We start from the raw sequence: 17246 nt of genomic DNA on the forward strand, positions 1-17246 counted from the left end.
TACTTAGTAACAATCTACTAAAATCTGTTTTTTGTTTTTGTAATAGCTTAATGATTTTCCAGAATTCTTTAATGCTTTTTCCAAAACATCAAACACTTCATTTTGCATTGTAATAGATCCACAAATCATAATTACAGCACCTTTTTTTAAGTCGTGAATTATAGAGTTGCTGTTTTCGTTTATGATATTTTGAACATATACTTTCTTTGCTGTTTCTCTTGAAAAAGCAAGGTAGAGGTTAGTAATATTTTCTTTTTTTAAAATATCCTTATATAAAACTAATGATTGTTTGTTTCTTAGACCAAAATATAAATCGACAGGAGTAGATTTTTTATGGTGAATCATTCCTAAAAAAGGAGCAATTCCAGTTCCTGTAGCAATCATAATTACTTTTGACGCTTTTTTAGGGAAGTGAAAAGAACTATTTTTCTTTACAAATACATTAATAGCCTCTCCTTCATTTAAATTGAATAAATAATTAGAGCAAATACCAAGTTGGTGTTTTTTTACACTTAAAACTAATGAGTTTTCAATATTAGCAATAGAGTACAAGCGCTCGTAAGTATTTTTATTAGGATAAACAGCTAGCAAATCTCCAGATGTAAACTTTTTATTGCAGTTATTAAAATGCAATAAAAAGGTGTCATCATCACCTGCTGTATTTAATGATTTATTAGACAATATTAAAGGAAAGGTTGTTTCTTGTTTGCTAACAATACTCTTATCAACAATTAAATTTAAACCTGTTTTTTCATTAAACTCTAGTAACCATTTAGAAAAAGCTTCAAAAGATTTATTATTTATTTTATGAAGAGCTGTTAGTTTGTTTGCTTTCTCATTTTGTTGTAAAGCTTCATAAACTTTAATACCAAATTCACAGTATTTAGGATAAGATAAAGAACCAAAAGCAACAACAGAGAAAGAGAAAGATTGTTGGTTTATAGATGTATCTGTAATAACTTTTAAAAAATTAGTAGCATTAGAAGGAGCATCGCCATCGCCATAAGTGGCAGATAATACAATTAAATGCTTCATGTTTTTGAAAGAAGTGTAAGAATTTAAATCTGCGATAAATGATTTTTTATTTTCCTTAGTAAAAGCATTCAAAAGCATTTTAGCATATCGATTGGTGCTTCCATTTTCAGAACCAACTAAAATGATGTATTCACAAGCATCTTTTTGGTATAGATTTTTAATTTTTCCTTTTCTTCTTTCAAAAGTCATTACAAAACCTGAGTAAATGAAAAATAAAGTAACGACAGAGGCTAATGCTAAAATAACAGCCCAAAAGATGTTTCCTTGACCAGTATGAAGTAATAAACTATAGTAAGCAGTAATTTTAGAAAAAGGGTAGTGAACTTCGCTTAAAATCTCTCCAGTTAATTGATTAACTGTAATTTCTTTATTGTGTAATTGAAGTAAAAAATAATCTTCAACATCAGGAGAAAAAGGAAACTCTATTTTTTTGAGTTCAGATAATTTTGTTTGACGAAAAATACTAAAATCTAGAATGTTTTGCTGAGGTTTAGATTTTAGTTCGTCAAAGTTTATTTGATGAGATATTTTATGTTTTGGTAATAAGTTGAATTTCTCTAAAGATAAATAGACGCCAGTTAGGGTAATAATGATTAAAGGAATTAAAAAAGCACGACCAAAAACGACATGAAAATATTGATAGAAATTTTCGCGAGTTATTTTATGAAAAAACTTTTTAAAACTACCTTGTCTTTTTAAAATTAAGGCAATACCAGTAATGGTAATTAAAAAAAGAAGAAAAGAAACTAAGCCAACAAAAAAGCGACCAATACTTTTTAAAAATAATGATCTGTGTAAACTTGTTGCAAATTTAAAAATGCGAGCTTTTTCTTCAATATCACCAACTTTTTTTCCTGTTTTAGGGTGAATGTAAAAAGTTTGACTATCTCCATCTTTTGTAATTACTGAAGCGGTTATAAAATGATCATTATTAATATCAACAGCAATAACTTCTTCATATTCCTCTTTTAAACCATTTAACATTTCACTGATTGTTATTTCAGATAAATCTGTAATAGCATAAGGTTTTAACTGATTTGTAATTGGTTCAAAAGCTAAAATAATTCCAGTTACAGAAGCTATAATAATGAATAAAAAAGAAGATACAGCCAAGGTTAAATGGCTATATCTCCAAATTGAAAAAGTCATATATTAAACGATAATTACTTTTATTTTTGAGGCATCATTCTTACGTAACGAATAAAGCCTTTACCTTCAAATTTATTTTTCACATTTTCAGAAGTAAGATCAAACTCTACATCATCAGCATAATACTCCTGGTCTTCAACAGCTGTTTCAAAACGGATTTTGTAATCAGCATTCATTTTATCATTTGGTATTTCAATTACTTTAATAGCACGTTGTCCACCACTAATTGTTTCACCAGTAATGGCATCAATATCATTTCTTTTCTTTCCGTAAAAATCCCACCAATCATAAACTTCATGGTACCATTCATCATCATCACCAAGTACTTGTAATGTTTCTTGGTATGCACCTTCAGCATTTAATAAAGAAACAATAATATAAGCGCCTTCTCCATCATAATTCTTTAGTTGAATCATACATTTATACTTACTGCTATTATTTGTTGTAAAAGCAAAAGCAACAGTACAAATAGTTACTAAAAATAATATCTTTTTTAGTCTGTTCATATCTTTCTTATTTTAAGAAGTTTAAATCAAATTTCGATAATTGTTCATTCTCTTTAGCTAAATCATAAATTGTTTCATCAAAACTCGTAGTAACTGTTTTATCAGCACCATTTTTTAATAAAAACTCTATAATTTTAGGATTCTTAGCCACCATTACAGCTTTTTGCAAAGCAGTTTGTCCTTCTTTATTTTTCGCATTTATGTCAATATTATAAGATTGTAAAAACTTTAATAAAGAAATATTTCCTTCATTGGCAGCTATATGAACCAAGGTATTTCCGTTTTTTTGAGGTTTGGTAATTTCTAATCCTTTCTTTTTTAGCAAATCAATTTTAGTTAAAAACACATCTTCTTTTTTAGGATTATATGTTTTTGCTAAGTAATAGGCTAAATTATTTCCTTTTTTATCTATTACTGTTACATCAGCTTTATTATCAAGGAAGAAAGAAATTACTTCAGGAGTATTTTTTAAGGCGTTTGTTAACGCTGAGTTACCTTTTTTATTTACAGCATTAATGTTTGATGTTTTAGAAGCTAATAGTTTAATAATATCTAATGAATTACGAGCACTTGCATTTATTAATGCAGTGTTTCCTTCTTCGTTTTGTTGATCTACATTAACACCTTTATTGATAAAGTAATTAAAAGTAGCAATATCTTTATTTCTATATGAAATATTGTGAAGAGGAGTTAAACCTTGTTTGTTTGTAATATTAGGATTAATATCTATTTTTTCTAAATATTTGAAAAAATCAAGAGAATTATAACCTTTTCTACTACCTCTAGTAGCCAATAAAAAAGCATTGCCTCCATTTTTGTTAACTTCTTTAAAAGGTAATCCTTTTTCTATTAAAAGATCAATCAGCTTTTTATTCCCTTCTTTAGCAGCGTAGTTAATTGCTCCATTTCCATTGGCATCTGTATCTTTAATACTTAAACCTTTAGCGGTAAAATAATCAACCATAGTTAAATCATTTAAAGAAGGAATCATTAATAACAAGGCATTGGCACCGTTTAAATCTTTATCTTTTTGAAGATTTGCTCCTGCACCAATTAAATAGTCAAATAATTTTGTGTTTTTTACTCCAGATACGATTGCAAAATTTAAAGCAGTATATCCATGACTGTCTATTACATCTAATTTAGCTCCTTTTTCAATTAAATACTTAACAAGATCCAATCTATTAGAGTAAGCAGCCCAAAAAATATAAGTTCTACCATCATGAGTAATTTTATTTACATCATTTCCTTTTTGTGTAAGTAAAAATTTAACAACTTCATCGTTAACAATATCTTGTTTTTCCAAAAGTGCATATGCTATAGCATCAAAACTATAAGGGTTTAATTGTGCAGGATCATTTCCTTCAGCAATCTTTTGTTTTACTAATGCTACAGATGGTTTAGATTTCCAAAAAGATCTCTCTAAAAATGTGTTTTTCTTTTTTTGTGAATGAACTATACTTATGAATAGTATAAAAATGGTAAAAAGTTTAATTCTCATAAAGGTTGAGTTTTCTAACGGCAAATATAGTTATTTAAAATAAATCTAAATAAACAAGCGTTAAGATGTTTTGTTAAAAAAATGAAAAAGTATGCGGTTTACAATTACTCAGTTAGCCGTAATTTTTGAATGTTTAAAACGTAATCCATCATTTAAATTGTATTACATTTGTAGTCCAAATATTTTAAGATTTTATATAACAGATGAGTTCTTTAAAAAGATATACTATTACAGCTGCATTACCTTATACTAATGGACCTATTCACATTGGACATTTAGCAGGAGTGTACGTGCCAGCCGATATTTATGCGCGTTTTTTACGATTAACAGGTAACGATGTTGCTTACATTTGTGGTTCTGATGAGCACGGAGCAGCAATACCAATGCGTGCAAAAAAAGAAGGTATTTCTCCGCAAGATATTATTGATAAGTATCATGCAATTATTAAAGACTCTTTTAAAGATTTCGGAATTTCTTTTGATAACTATTCACGTACTTCAGCAGAAATACACCACAAAACTGCTTCGGAGTTTTTTACAAAAATGTATAATGATGGAGAGTTTGTTGAAGAGGTTTCTGAACAATTATATGATGCGGAAGCAAACCAATTTTTAGCTGATCGTTTTGTAGTTGGTACTTGTCCGAAGTGTGGATTTGAAGAAAGTTATGGAGATCAGTGTGAGAATTGTGGGACAAGTCATAATGCTACAGATTTAATCAATCCAAAATCAGTAATTACAGGAAATGTACCTGTGCTTAAGCAAACAAAACATTGGTTTTTACCTTTAGATAAGCATGAAGCTTTTTTAAGAGAGTGGATTTTAGAAGGACATAAAAGCGATTGGAAATCTAATGTATTAGGACAAGTAAAATCATGGATTGATGATGGTTTACGTCCACGTGCAGTAACTCGTGATTTAGATTGGGGAATTCCTGTGCCAGTTGAAGGAGCAGATGGTAAAGTTTTATATGTTTGGTTTGATGCGCCTATCGGATATATTTCATCAACTAAAGAATGGGCGGCTCGTGAAGGTAAAAACTGGGAGGATTACTGGAAAGACGAAAACACAAAGTTAGTTCACTTTATAGGAAAAGATAATATTGTTTTTCACTGTATTATTTTCCCGTCAATGTTAAAAGCACACGGAAATTATATTTTACCAGAAAATGTACCGGCAAATGAGTTTTTAAATTTAGAAGGTAAAAAACTTTCTACTTCTAAAAATTGGGCGGTTTGGTTGCATGAGTATTTAGAAGATTTTCCAAATCAACAAGATGTATTACGTTATACGTTAACAGCAAATGCACCTGAAAATAAGGATAATGATTTTACTTGGAAAGATTTTCAAGCAAAGAATAATAATGAGTTAGTAGCTATCTTCGGAAACTTTATCAACCGTGTAGCTGTACTTACAAATAAATATTATGATGGAGTAGTACCTATTCCAAATGATTTTACAGAGCTAGATGAAGAGGTTTTAGAACAACTACAACAATCTCCAGATATTATTGCTAAATCTATAGAGCGTTACCGTTTTAGAGAAGCTTCTCAAGAGTTTATGAATGTAGCTCGTTTAGGAAATAAATATTTAGCAGATGAAGAGCCTTGGAAGTTAATTAAAACAGATGAAGAGCGTGTAAAAACTATTATGTATGTAGCTTTACAAATAGCAACAGCATTATCTGTATTAGCAGAGCCATTTTTACCATTTACATCTAAAAAATTAAAAGGAATTTTAAAAACTGATGAAAATTTAGGGTGGAACGATGTTGCTGAGAAAGAAGTTTTATTAGCAGAAGGACATAAAATTCAGGAAGGAAAAGCTGAATTATTGTTTACTAAAATAGAGGACAAAACAATTGAAGCTCAATTAGAAAAATTAGAGGCTACAAAGAAGGCAAACGAAGCTGCAAATAAAACAGTAGAACCTCAAAAAGATACTATTGAGTTTGATGATTTTACTAAAATGGATATTCGTATTGGTACTGTTTTAGAGGCTGAAAAAGTAGCAAAAACCAAAAAACTATTGAAACTTACAGTTGATGTAGGAATTGACGTAAGAACTATTGTGTCTGGTATTGCTGAAAGTTTTAAGCCAGAAGATATTGTTGGGCAACAAGTAACTGTACTTTGTAATTTAGCGCCAAGAAAAATTAGAGGAGTTGAAAGTCAAGGAATGATTTTAATGACAGATGCTCTTGATGGTTCTTTAGCTTTTGTAGAGCCACAACAAAAAATACAAAATGGAGGACAAGTTTGTTAATTTACTTGTAACTTCTGTAAAAAATTAAGACTGTTTTTTTGATCAAAAAAAACAGTCTTAATATAAAAGTAAGGGGCATTTAAGGGATTAAATACTACACTACGCCTTATTTTTAAAGGTTGTTAAAAACAGAACGATGTTATTTAAAACAACCGAAATTATCTCTTTTAAAACTAAATGAACTTATTTAAGTAGGTTTCACATTTACACTACAAATATATTTGTAAAGTATTGTTTAATAGGTATAAAAAAAGCTATTGAAAGTATAAAAACGGGAAACTAAACAGAAATTTAACCGTTTAAATGTTTGAAATTATGTTTTTATATAAGTTGTTGATAAACTGTTTTGTAACTAATTATAAAAATCTACATTTGCACAGCTAAAAAATAATACCCTAAAAATATAAAATCATGATAAGAAATATAAAAATTGCACTAATTGCTATTTTATTAGTCTCAGCAAATTTATTTTCTCAAGAAATCTTAGGTTCATTCACAAACGATTTAAAAAAAACGAGCTATAATATCAAGATTAAAGAAGCTATTCCTATAGTTAATGAATTAAATGGAGATGTTATAATTTCTATCACTGATGCTAAAAATATATATACCTATAAATTAAATGATCAGTTTAAAATAATAGATAAGTTAGCTTCAGAAGATAAGAGACGAAAGTATAAGGTGCTTTTAGGTCATAGTATTGCTGAAGACGGAGGTTGTAGTGTTTACTTATCCAATAAAAACAAAACTAAGTTTTTACACACAAGTTTTTCATTCAATGAAAAGAAAACAACTTCAAAAGAATTTAAATTAGAACTTTCTAATGAGAGATTGTTACAAACAATAAGTCATAAAAACAAGTTTTATATACTATCACACACTAAGTCATTTACTCAAATAGTTCCTAAACTTTTTATTTATGCATTTGATCATCAAGGTAATTATAAACGTCACCAATTAAGTTTAAATAATATAGCATTTGAGAAATCATCTTCTCAGCAAACATTCATAACTCAGTTAAAGAAGTTAACTGAGGAAACTATGAGTAAGGTAGATGATAATACACCTACATCTATAGAGATAGCAGCTAAACCTTTTAAATTATATGTTAAAGATGGTAAAGCGTTAATTAGTTTTGATAAAGAAAGAGAATATACTCAAGTGTTAAATATTAATTTGAACACATTTGAAGTAACTGGCGATTTCTTTGACAAACCAATGTCAGAAACAAGTAAGAAGAGTAATTCTTTTATAAATGGAAAGACTATTTTAATTTCTTCTGCCAGTAAAGAAAAATTAGTGCTACAGATTCTAAATTACGATACAAAAGAGCTTTTAAAAGAGTACACTATTTTAAGAGATGAACCAATTACTTTTAAAAATACACCTATTATTCAAGAAGGAGGAGCTTATACAACACTTAGAAAATTAGAAAAATCAAAAAAGTTTTTACGTAAAGTAACTAAAGATCATTTTGGAGTTTCAGTAAGAAAGTTACCTAATACATATCATTTAACTATTGGAGGTTATGCACAACAAGCATCTGCAGGAGGTATGATGATGATGGGAGGTTTCGGAGCATTTCCTATAGCAAGTTTCGGAAATGTATCGATGTTTTTTAATCCAGTACAGTTTGCTTATGGTTCTATGGCAAATACGAAATCTGTAAGAATAGAAAGTTTGTTAGATTTTGATTTTAACCATGTAGAAGGAGAAATAAAAGACGATGTTTTTGATAAGATTGATGATAGTTTAGGAGAATCAAGACCAGGAGATGTTATTTTTAAATACAAAGATTTTTATATAACAGGGTATTATTTGTACAATACCAAAAAGTATACTTTAAAAAAGTTTACAGATTAATAAGAACCTGTAATTATAGATAAAACTTAAAAGCAGAAGTTATATTTTTAAAATAACTTCTGCTTTTTTATTGATTAATAGTTTTATAAGTGTATTTATTTTCTCAGTAAAAATTTACCACTGTATACTTCGCCATCCAAAGAAACTCTGTAAACATATAAAGAGTTTGTATTAAATTTTTTCTTAGAAAGTTTTAATGTTGTTGAATTACCAGTGTCCTTTTTAGTAGTCAATTCTTTTCCTAAAATAGAATATAAATCCACAGTAATTTCTGAATAGTTTTTTATGGTTGTTATCTTAAAAGTATCTTTTGTAAAAGAAAGAGATAATTCAGTTTCTTTTTCAATATTAATTTCATCAGTACTTAAAACAGCTTCAGGTAATTCTCCTAAGCCTTCACAAGGATAACTAGCATTGTTAGGATCACTACAAGGTCTTAAATCGTTCCATAAATTTCTAGTTAAACTAGGTAATCTATTAAAATTTATTTTTGTTCCGTGTAATTCAGGCATTCTTCCATGAGTGTTAGGATCTTTTCCGTGTCCTATAAACTCTTCTAAATTGCTTTCTACGGGTCCCCAAGTTTGCATGTATTTAGTACACTCAGAAATTCCTGTAGAGTATAGTTTAAAAGGTTTACAATTGCCAGATTCGTTAAGGTCTCTAGGAGCAACAGGATCAGGTAAAGTCCATAAACCACCATCAAAACCATCAATACCATAACCTTTATAAATACGGTCAGACCAAAGTAATACTTCCTCATCACCTGCCGCATGCTTAAACCAAGGCATTAAATGCTGTAAAAAGGCATATCCTATAATAGGACCTCCGGCAACTCCCATATAATTTCTATCTCTTGTTTGAGTATCATCAGGATGAATACCTCCAGCAGGTCCATCAATATAACCATAAGGATCAGCAGCTGAACCTTGCGTATCTATATTTGGATACATTCTGGCAAAATACCAATGTATATTTTCAACTCCCAATTCATCTCCCCAAATAGCCATTCCAGATTTTCCCATTTTAACTTGTGCGTCTTCTTGAAAAAATCTTTTTTCAATAGCTTCTTTATTAGAAGCAATGCTTCTAATGTCTTCAAAAATTGTAGTATCGTCATACAATGCTCCTAAAAGAGTAATAGGAGGTTTTTTACCTAAATGCTGTCCTGCACCAGATTGAAAAGAAACGCCCATTTTATAAATTGCATAATTGTCAATTCCTTTTTGAAGTAATGAATACACAGCAGCTCTTTTTTCTTCATCAGATTCTTTTCCGAAGAGATTTCCTAAATCATCTAAAAAATCTTTAGCTTGATCTGCTGCGTATGGAGTTTGTGAAGCGTGAGGGATGGTTGCTCTATGAAATTCTCCCATACCTCCGTGGTATAGATCTATTTGAGGAACTAACCAATGTTCATAGCCATTTACTCCTCCAATTATACCGTTTGTACCATTAGAAACTTGAGACAATTTAGGAAGTCGATTTAATTTTACTTTATCAGTAGTGTAAAAAGGTTTTTCTTTTCCATGAAAAGGAGGTCTAAATAAATTAGCACCTCTGTTTTCTGGAACTTCTTTTAAAATAGTTAACACAACCGCAGTGTCAACACAGCCATCTTCTATAGCACGTGTACCACAATTGGAGGTTCTTGTTGAAATTTTAAAAACGGATGAATTTCCTTCAATATTAGCAGGAAGCTGAGTCATTAAGTTTAAATCACTGCTGTAGTGATCGTACATATTTAGGATTCCTTGTTTTTGATTGTCTAATGAAATCAATTCTCCAGAAGAATTTCTTAATAAATCAGGATTCAACATAGCTCCATTAATTTCTCCAGAAGGTGTTATACCGTTAAGGTTAACTTTTCCTATTGGAGTATTGGTAGCTATCCAATAGTCACCAGTAACAAATTTTCCATATTCACACGGACCACCGTTACAGTCGAATGAAAAAGTGAAAGTAACACCATTACGGTTTATAGTTATTTCATTAGTGGTTTGTGCATTCATTACTAAAATAGAAATGTAATGGAGTATGATTAGGCAGGGAATTATATATTTTTTTTTCATGGTTGATGTAATGTATTTGTTACAAAGCTAAACAGTTAGTTGTCGTAAAATTTCCCTGTTTTCAGTGAAAAAGATGTATGTTTTTGGTCGTTTTTAGATGGTATATAATCTTTTATATATAATTTAGTAATAAAATTTTATTGCATACATGCTTAAAATCGCTCATCACGAAATTTACAACCATCCATTACCAGATAAACATCGTTTTCCTATGGATAAATACGATTTGCTTCCTCAGCAACTATTATATGAAGGCACTTGTATAGAAGATAATTTTTTTGAACCTGAAATTCCGAATAATAAACACTTTTTTTCGGTGCACGATCCTGAGTATTTTTTTGATTTATTAAACATTACACTATCTAAAAAAGAAGAACGAAAAATAGGGTTTCCGTTAACTGAGCAATTAATAGCTAGAGAAATGGTTATTGCAGATGGTACTATGAAAGCTTCTGAGTTTGCATTAGCAAATGGAGTAGCAATGAATATTGCAGGCGGAACACATCATGCTTTTACCAATAGTGGAGAAGGATTTTGTATGTTAAATGATCAGGCTATTGGTGCACGGTATATGCAGAAGAAAGGTTTGGTTAAAAAAATATTGATTGTAGATTTAGATGTACATCAAGGAAATGGTACTGCAGAAATTTTTAGAGGAGATGATAGTGTGTTTACATTTTCTATGCACGGAAAAACCAATTATCCATTTCATAAAGAAACTTCCGATTTAGATATTCCCTTAGAAAATGAAACAAGAGATGAAGCATATTTATCTATATTAAAAGAAATATTACCAAAATTAATTCAGCAAGAAAAACCTGATTTTGTATACTACTTAAGTGGTGTAGATGTATTAGAAAGTGATAAATTAGGTAAGCTGAGTCTTTCTCTTGAAGGCTGTAAACAAAGAGATACGTTTGTGTTACAAACTTGTTACGATAATAATTTACCTGTAATGTGTAGTATGGGAGGCGGATATTCTGAAAATATAAAAGTGATTGTTGAAGCGCATGCCAATACCTTTCGTTTAGCTCAAGAAATATTTTTTTAAGCTTGTAATTTTATTTTGGTTTACAGAAAACAGATTACTTCATTCCACTGCGTTTCATTCGTAATCTTTGTTGTTTAAGCTGCTTAATAATAGTAATTATCACAGTAACTCGACCTATTGATAAAAATTTTGAAAATCAAGGTAGCAGCATTGGCTTAGAGATAAAAAGCTGTTTGAGCGGAAGCGAGTTCTTTTTATCTGTGGCTGTAGATACCGTAGCATTTTCTTAAATTTTTATCATAAGTCTTGATTTTTGCTCCTTTACATCAAGGTAAAGGAGAGATTATGCAGTCTTTACAGTAAACTTAACTATCAGTTTACATGTTTAATAGAATAAAAAGGTACTTTTATAATAAGAAAAAAAACAGCTATGAAACTTCACTAATTAAATTGTGGTGACATGGCTGTTGCATATTAATTAATAACCTTTTAAATTTTATTATGAAAACAATTAAAGTAATGGCAATGGTATTGCTAACAAGTGCAATTACATTTATCGCCTGTCAAAAAGATCAAGACACTGTACAGAACAACTTAGAAACAGAAACGGTAGCGCGTCCGTGGAATATGTTGACTTATAAAGAGATGATTGAAAGACTAGAGTATTACGACGAAACAAGAAGACCAGTTTTAGAGCAAGCTTTAGGATATGAAGATACTCGATTAAATTATTATTCAATTGAAACTATTGAAAACTATATTAAATATGTAAAACAATTATCTAAAGAAAAAGGAATTGAAGTAACAGGAATTAATTTTGTGTCTGGGGCTTATCCTAAAGATGCAAATTATGGTACGCCAGGGTATCAACACATTATGTTTATGCCAACTACTAATATTGATGGAAAACAGATTTGTTTTGACCCTGTACAATCTACAGATAAAAAAATAGTAACAGTTAAAGAAATGTTAGCCTCTTTTGGATACAATTGGGTGTATGGTAGTAAAGAGGATTATGAGAATAGAAATATAGTAGAAAAAAAAGTTTTGAATAATTTCAAGAAGAGGGAAGAAATATCAGATATAAAGAGTGGAGGTGCTAATTTAGGAACTTTTTGTCCTCCATATAATGTTATAGATTAGTTTTTATTAGAAAAAGTACTTGCAAAACTCACAACCCGAAAAAGCCTAAAAAGTGAACAGGAAAGACACTGATGACTAAAAGGTGTTTTTCCTGTTTTTTTTTCATAACGATTTGATTCTTACAGAGAGTTGCATAAAAAATAATTTTTTCAATAAAAAAAGCATGTATTTTTGGACTATAACCAAACTAAAAACAAAGTACGATGCCAACATTAAGAGAACTTATCTGTAATTTTTTATGTCCGAAACCAAAACCGACAAAACCAGAAACATTACTTACCTACAGAACTGTGGTAAATATGTTAGAAACCTATGATGAAGAACGTTTAGATTCTGTAGGTAGATCGAAATTTATTTCAAGAGGATTGAAATTTGAAGATACTAGAATCAATACTTTTGATTTTGATCAATTACAGAATTATATGCTGTATTGTCAAAAATTAGCAAAAGAAAAAGATATTAAGTTGAAAGGGATAAGTTTTGTAAAATCAGTATACTCTAAAGAGAATACAAGAAAAGAAGACTTTATTGGGTACGAAAGCTTGATATACATACCAACAGCAATAGTAAATGGACAAGAAACACATGTAGATTTAATACATTCTACAAGAGATCAAATTGTAACCTTTAAAGAAATGTTGGAGAAATATGGGTATGAATGGCGTTATGATAACAAAGAAAATTTTGTATTAATAACAACGAAGCTGAAAGATATTAAGCAAGAAAAGCTGCAAGAAGTAAAAGCTATGATGAGAAGTGGAGATGAATTGAGTATTGCAGGGAATAAATCTAATTTAGCACCACCACACGATAAATAATTCTATGATTTCTTACTTATCCCTTTTTAGTCAGATATTAGCAATGATTATATCATTTTTATACCTAAAAAAAAATCACTACAAGAATACAGTAGAAAAACTAGCTGTTTTGTTCTTTTTAACTGTTTTGGTAGAATTTATAGGGTTTTATCATGTTGAAAATGGGACTTCAAGTTTTTTGTATTATTATATATTTACATTTTTTGAGTTTTTATTAATCACTTTAATCTACAGGAATTCAAAAATGAATAAATTCTCTAAAAAAGGATTTATTATTCTTTTTTTTGTTTTTCTAATTTCTTGGTTTTTTGTGTTAAATAATAAATCATTATACAGGTATACCATAGTAGTTGAATCATTAAGTATTGCAATCTATGCATTTTCTTTTCTAAAAAGTTTATTGATTTCAGATAAAATATTAAATTACAAGAGGAATTTAATATTTTGGATATCTATTGGTTTTCTAATTTTTTATTTACCATCTATCCCGTTTTTTGTTTTGTGGAATTATATGCAAAATAGGGGTTTGTTTCCTATATTAAATATATTGATTATTTTAATGAACCTATTTATCATTTATGGACTAATTACATGCAGCAAGGAGGAGAAATACTAATTATATCTACAATAATAATAGCACTGGTTGTTATATTTTTAATAGTATTATTTACGGTATTTCAACGTAGAAAAAATCATTTACTACAAGAAAAAGAAATAGAAAAAAAACGTTTTGAGACTGAAATAGCAGAAACGCAAATAGAAATTAGAGAAGAAACATTAAGAAATATTAGCTGGGAGTTGCACGATAATATTGGGCAACTCCTCACTTTGGCTAAAATACAGTTGCAAAGTGTACCTTCAGAAAATCTAGGAGAAATATCAGAAACCATCACCAAAAGTTTAAATGAAATACGCTCGTTATCAAAATTGATAAATCCAGAGTTTATAAATAACGTAAAACTTAGAGAAGCGTTACAATTAGAGGTAGAGCGTTTCAATCGTTTACAGTTTATAGAGGCATCTTTAGAAGTTAAAGGCGTTGAAAAAGAGGTTGATAAGAAGCACAGTGTTATTTTATTTAGAATTTTACAAGAATTTTTTTCAAATACCATAAAACATGCTAGAGGTTCAAAACTTGAAGTAATGTTAGCTTTTGAAGATGATTTACTTACAATTACCGCAAAAGACAACGGTGTAGGTTTCAATTTAGAAGAAGTTGGTAAAAAAGGCATTGGTTTACAGAATATAAAAACCAGAGCAAAACTTATAAATGCTGAAGTAAATTTAGAATCTAAGCCCGATTATGGTACAATTCTAAAAATTTATTACTATTTTTATAAGGTATAATCCCCTTATACAGCAGTTTTTTAGTAATTAATATTCAGTCAACTATGAAGTATTCAGTTGTTGTGGTAGACGATCATACGTTGTTATCACAAGCTATTGAGAGCATGGTTAATACCTTTGATAAGTTCAAAGTATTATATACATGCAAGAATGGGGGAGAGGTACAAGAAAAGTTTAATGCTTCTCCGAGAAATGTTCCAGACATTGTTTTGGTAGACGTTAATATGCCGGTAATGAATGGTATTGAAACGACGGAGTGGGTAGTGGCAAATTATCCGAATGTTCATGTGTTAGCGCTTTCTGTAGAAGATGCAGATGGGACCATTTTGAAAATGTTAAAAGCAGGTGCGATTGGTTATCTTTTAAAGGATACTCAAAAAGATGTATTAGAAAAAGCATTGTTAGAAATCATCGAAAATGGATTTTATCACACTAAAAGTGTAACCAACTTATTAGTAGACTCAGTGTCAGGTAAAGACAAAAATCGAGTTAACTTTAAAGAAAACGAAATTAAATTTATGCGCTTAGCTTGTTCAGAACTAACGTATAAAGAAATTGCCGAAAAAATGTTTTTAAGTCCTAAAACTATTGATGGTTACAGAGATAGTCTTTTTACTAAGCTAGACTTAAGAAACAGAGTTGGGTTAGTAATGTATGCAATTAAGAATAAAATTTATACGCCTTAATGAATTAGAAAATTACTATCTATCCAAAACAATTAGTGTTGTAACAACAAAATTATTATTACAAGTTCTCTTCTTTTAAGTTGAGAGTGAAGTAAGTTTTGTAGAAGGAACAAATCGTCTTTTTTGTAAGTGCTTAGTTAACTTACAATAATATGTGAAAGATGATTTGTTCCTTTTTTTTATGAAATAATTAAATAAATCAAAAGGAAATATCTAATTCTAATTATTTAAATTAGTAACATGACACACGAGTTCGTAGATATTGTAAAACAATCTTTAATAAATCAGCAAAAAGGAATAAAAAATGTATTAGCTACCGTTGTGCATTTAGAAGGTTCATCTTACAGGAAACCAGGAGTTAGAATGTTGATAGCTGAAGATGGAAGTATGGTAGGAGCGGTGAGTGGAGGTTGTGTAGAAAAGGAGGTGAAATTACGAGCGCAAACTGTTTTTAGTGAACAAAAACCGAAAGTAATTACTTACGATGGTAGGTATCGATTAGGGTGCGAAGGAATCCTATATATTTTAATTGAACCTTTTACTATCTCTGAAGATCTTATTGATGACCTTCATGTTGCGTTAGAAAAAAGAAAAGAATTTACAATAAATGCTTTTTTTACTGCGGAAGATGAGGTAGTAGGTGATTTTGGAAGTGTGTTGAAATTCTCTACAGATAAAGAATACACATTTAATTCAAACATTCAAATAGATACTACTTCTAATAAACAATTTACTCAAACATTAAAACCTTTAACAAAGTTATTAATAATAGGAGGGGAGCATGATGCGGTAAAGTTAACCTCAGTTGCTAGTTTGTTGGGGTGGCAAGTAGATGTAGTAACGTCTATTAAAGATCCAAAATTGTTAGCAGATTTTCCTGGTGCAGCATCAGTAATAGCGAGTACTCCAGAAACAATAGATTTAGAAATTGACTCAGATACAGTAGTGGTGTTAATGACGCATAATTATGTGTTAGATTTAAAATATTTATTAAAAATTTTAGATTTTAATCCTATTTACATTGGTGTTTTAGGTTCAACTAAAAGAAGAGATCAGCTTCAAAATGATTTATTTCATTACAATGAAGAGATTACAGAAGAGGTTATAGAAGCAATTTACAGTCCGGCTGGATTAAATATTGGAGCGGTAACACCTGTAGAAATTGCAGTTTCAATTGTTGCAGAAATATTAGCTGTTATCAGAGAAAAAGAACCTTATTCACTTCGAAACATTAAAGGAAAAATTCATATTCAGAAATAGCTTATGAAAATAGCAGTGCTAATTCTAGCAGCAGGATCAGCTTCTCGAATGGGAAAAATAAAACAGCTATTGCCTTATAAGCATACATTTTTACTGGGAAATATTATAGAAAATGCTCTAGAAATAGTGCCCGATGATGTATATGTAGTTTTAGGAGCTAATAAAAATAATATTCAAGAAAAGTTAGAGCAGTATCCTGTAACAACAATTGTCAATAATAATTACAAGTTAGGGCTAAGTGCAAGTATTGTTTGTGGTGTGCAAGAACTTTTAAATTACGATGCTATTCTAGTATGTTTAGGAGATCAACCTAAAATAGATACAGATTACTTAAAAGAAATGATAGAACTTTTCAAGAAAAATGAAAACGGAATTGTAGCATCCAATTATGGGAAATTAAATGGAGTACCTGCTATTTTTTCTAAGTCTTTTTATTCTGAATTGTTGAATTTAAAAGGAGATAAAGGTGCAAAAATGTTATTAAATTCAAAAGATAAACCTGTTAGTGTTTATAATGCTACAGACAAACTGTTAGATATTGACACACCTGAAGATTATAAAAAATTGATACAATAAAATAGTAGCGATAGCATTTATTATTAATAACAAAC

The 17246-nt window shown here is 29.5% G+C and carries 13 protein-coding genes; 9 read left to right on the plus strand and 4 right to left on the minus strand.

Translation table 11 applies throughout. The features are described 5' to 3' along the window. Nucleotides 1-3: 3 nt before the first annotated feature. The 3 genes from EYW44_RS03635 to EYW44_RS03645 are packed head-to-tail and all read right to left on the minus strand — an operon-like array spanning nucleotide 4 to nucleotide 4191. Nucleotides 4-2184, minus strand: a complete 2181-nt coding sequence (locus EYW44_RS03635) for a PepSY domain-containing protein (RefSeq protein ID WP_132722310.1) — start codon at nucleotides 2182-2184, stop codon at nucleotides 4-6. A 20-nt stretch (nucleotides 2185-2204) separates the two neighbouring features. Continuing rightward, a complete protein-coding gene (locus EYW44_RS03640; protein WP_132722311.1) occupies nucleotides 2205-2690 on the minus strand; it encodes a DUF2271 domain-containing protein in 486 nt (161 codons plus the stop codon). 7 nt (nucleotides 2691-2697) lie between these two features. Further along, nucleotides 2698-4191 (minus strand): ankyrin repeat domain-containing protein, encoded by a 1494-nt coding sequence (locus EYW44_RS03645; protein ID WP_132722312.1) that lies wholly within the window; start codon nucleotides 4189-4191, stop codon nucleotides 2698-2700. A gap of 203 nt (nucleotides 4192-4394) precedes the next feature. Between EYW44_RS03645 and metG the strand changes: the two genes are divergently transcribed. After that, on the plus strand, nucleotides 4395-6455 hold the full coding sequence (gene metG, locus EYW44_RS03650; RefSeq protein WP_132722313.1) for a methionine--tRNA ligase: 2061 nt from the start codon (nucleotides 4395-4397) through the stop codon (nucleotides 6453-6455). Nucleotides 6456-6866: 411 nt separating this feature from the next. Beyond that, nucleotides 6867-8318, plus strand: coding sequence for a hypothetical protein (locus EYW44_RS03655; protein ID WP_132722314.1), 1452 nt, complete (start codon nucleotides 6867-6869; stop codon nucleotides 8316-8318). 95 nt (nucleotides 8319-8413) lie between these two features. Here EYW44_RS03655 and EYW44_RS03660 read toward each other — a convergent pair whose 3' ends face one another. Then, on the minus strand, nucleotides 8414-10390 hold the full coding sequence (locus EYW44_RS03660) for a T9SS type A sorting domain-containing protein (protein WP_132722315.1): 1977 nt from the start codon (nucleotides 10388-10390) through the stop codon (nucleotides 8414-8416). 148 nt (nucleotides 10391-10538) lie between these two features. On the opposite strand from EYW44_RS03660, the gene EYW44_RS03665 reads away from it, so the two are divergent. From EYW44_RS03665 to EYW44_RS03695, 7 genes are all read left to right on the plus strand, one after another. Further along, nucleotides 10539-11441: a histone deacetylase family protein gene (locus tag EYW44_RS03665; RefSeq protein WP_132722316.1), complete on the plus strand. Its 903-nt coding sequence runs from the start codon at nucleotides 10539-10541 to the stop codon at nucleotides 11439-11441. A gap of 441 nt (nucleotides 11442-11882) precedes the next feature. After that, nucleotides 11883-12524 (plus strand): hypothetical protein, encoded by a 642-nt coding sequence (locus tag EYW44_RS03670; protein WP_132722317.1) that lies wholly within the window; start codon nucleotides 11883-11885, stop codon nucleotides 12522-12524. A gap of 203 nt (nucleotides 12525-12727) precedes the next feature. Continuing rightward, nucleotides 12728-13342: a hypothetical protein gene (locus EYW44_RS03675; RefSeq protein WP_132722318.1), complete on the plus strand. Its 615-nt coding sequence runs from the start codon at nucleotides 12728-12730 to the stop codon at nucleotides 13340-13342. Between the two features lie 591 nt (nucleotides 13343-13933). Then, nucleotides 13934-14689: a sensor histidine kinase gene (locus EYW44_RS03680; RefSeq protein ID WP_132722319.1), complete on the plus strand. Its 756-nt coding sequence runs from the start codon at nucleotides 13934-13936 to the stop codon at nucleotides 14687-14689. A gap of 44 nt (nucleotides 14690-14733) precedes the next feature. Next, nucleotides 14734-15375 carry a response regulator transcription factor gene (locus tag EYW44_RS03685; protein ID WP_132722320.1) on the plus strand — a complete coding sequence of 214 codons (642 nt, stop codon included), beginning with the start codon at nucleotides 14734-14736 and terminating at the stop codon, nucleotides 15373-15375. A 240-nt stretch (nucleotides 15376-15615) separates the two neighbouring features. Then, nucleotides 15616-16635, plus strand: coding sequence for an XdhC family protein (locus EYW44_RS03690; protein WP_132722321.1), 1020 nt, complete (start codon nucleotides 15616-15618; stop codon nucleotides 16633-16635). A 3-nt stretch (nucleotides 16636-16638) separates the two neighbouring features. Continuing rightward, on the plus strand, nucleotides 16639-17211 hold the full coding sequence (locus EYW44_RS03695) for a nucleotidyltransferase family protein (RefSeq protein WP_132722322.1): 573 nt from the start codon (nucleotides 16639-16641) through the stop codon (nucleotides 17209-17211). Nucleotides 17212-17246 lie beyond the last annotated feature (35 nt).

Origin of the sequence: Tenacibaculum sp. M341 (assembly GCF_004337695.1) — a bacterium.
GTDB lineage: Bacteria > Bacteroidota > Bacteroidia > Flavobacteriales > Flavobacteriaceae > Polaribacter.

Excerpts from the sequence above, each read along its gene's own strand:
- EYW44_RS03690 (WP_132722321.1), top strand. The coding sequence starts at position 15,616 with ATGACACACGAGTTCGTAGATATTGTAAAACAATCTTTAATAAATCAG.
- EYW44_RS03635 (WP_132722310.1), bottom strand. The coding sequence starts at position 2,184 with ATGACTTTTTCAATTTGGAGATATAGCCATTTAACCTTGGCTGTATCT.
- metG (WP_132722313.1), top strand. The coding sequence starts at position 4,395 with ATGAGTTCTTTAAAAAGATATACTATTACAGCTGCATTACCTTATACT.
- EYW44_RS03665 (WP_132722316.1), top strand. The coding sequence starts at position 10,539 with ATGCTTAAAATCGCTCATCACGAAATTTACAACCATCCATTACCAGAT.
- EYW44_RS03645 (WP_132722312.1), bottom strand. The coding sequence starts at position 4,191 with ATGAGAATTAAACTTTTTACCATTTTTATACTATTCATAAGTATAGTT.
- EYW44_RS03655 (WP_132722314.1), top strand. The coding sequence starts at position 6,867 with ATGATAAGAAATATAAAAATTGCACTAATTGCTATTTTATTAGTCTCA.
- EYW44_RS03695 (WP_132722322.1), top strand. The coding sequence starts at position 16,639 with ATGAAAATAGCAGTGCTAATTCTAGCAGCAGGATCAGCTTCTCGAATG.
- EYW44_RS03660 (WP_132722315.1), bottom strand. The coding sequence starts at position 10,390 with ATGAAAAAAAAATATATAATTCCCTGCCTAATCATACTCCATTACATT.
- EYW44_RS03680 (WP_132722319.1), top strand. The coding sequence starts at position 13,934 with ATGCAGCAAGGAGGAGAAATACTAATTATATCTACAATAATAATAGCA.
- EYW44_RS03685 (WP_132722320.1), top strand. The coding sequence starts at position 14,734 with ATGAAGTATTCAGTTGTTGTGGTAGACGATCATACGTTGTTATCACAA.
- EYW44_RS03675 (WP_132722318.1), top strand. The coding sequence starts at position 12,728 with ATGCCAACATTAAGAGAACTTATCTGTAATTTTTTATGTCCGAAACCA.
- EYW44_RS03670 (WP_132722317.1), top strand. The coding sequence starts at position 11,883 with ATGAAAACAATTAAAGTAATGGCAATGGTATTGCTAACAAGTGCAATT.
- EYW44_RS03640 (WP_132722311.1), bottom strand. The coding sequence starts at position 2,690 with ATGAACAGACTAAAAAAGATATTATTTTTAGTAACTATTTGTACTGTT.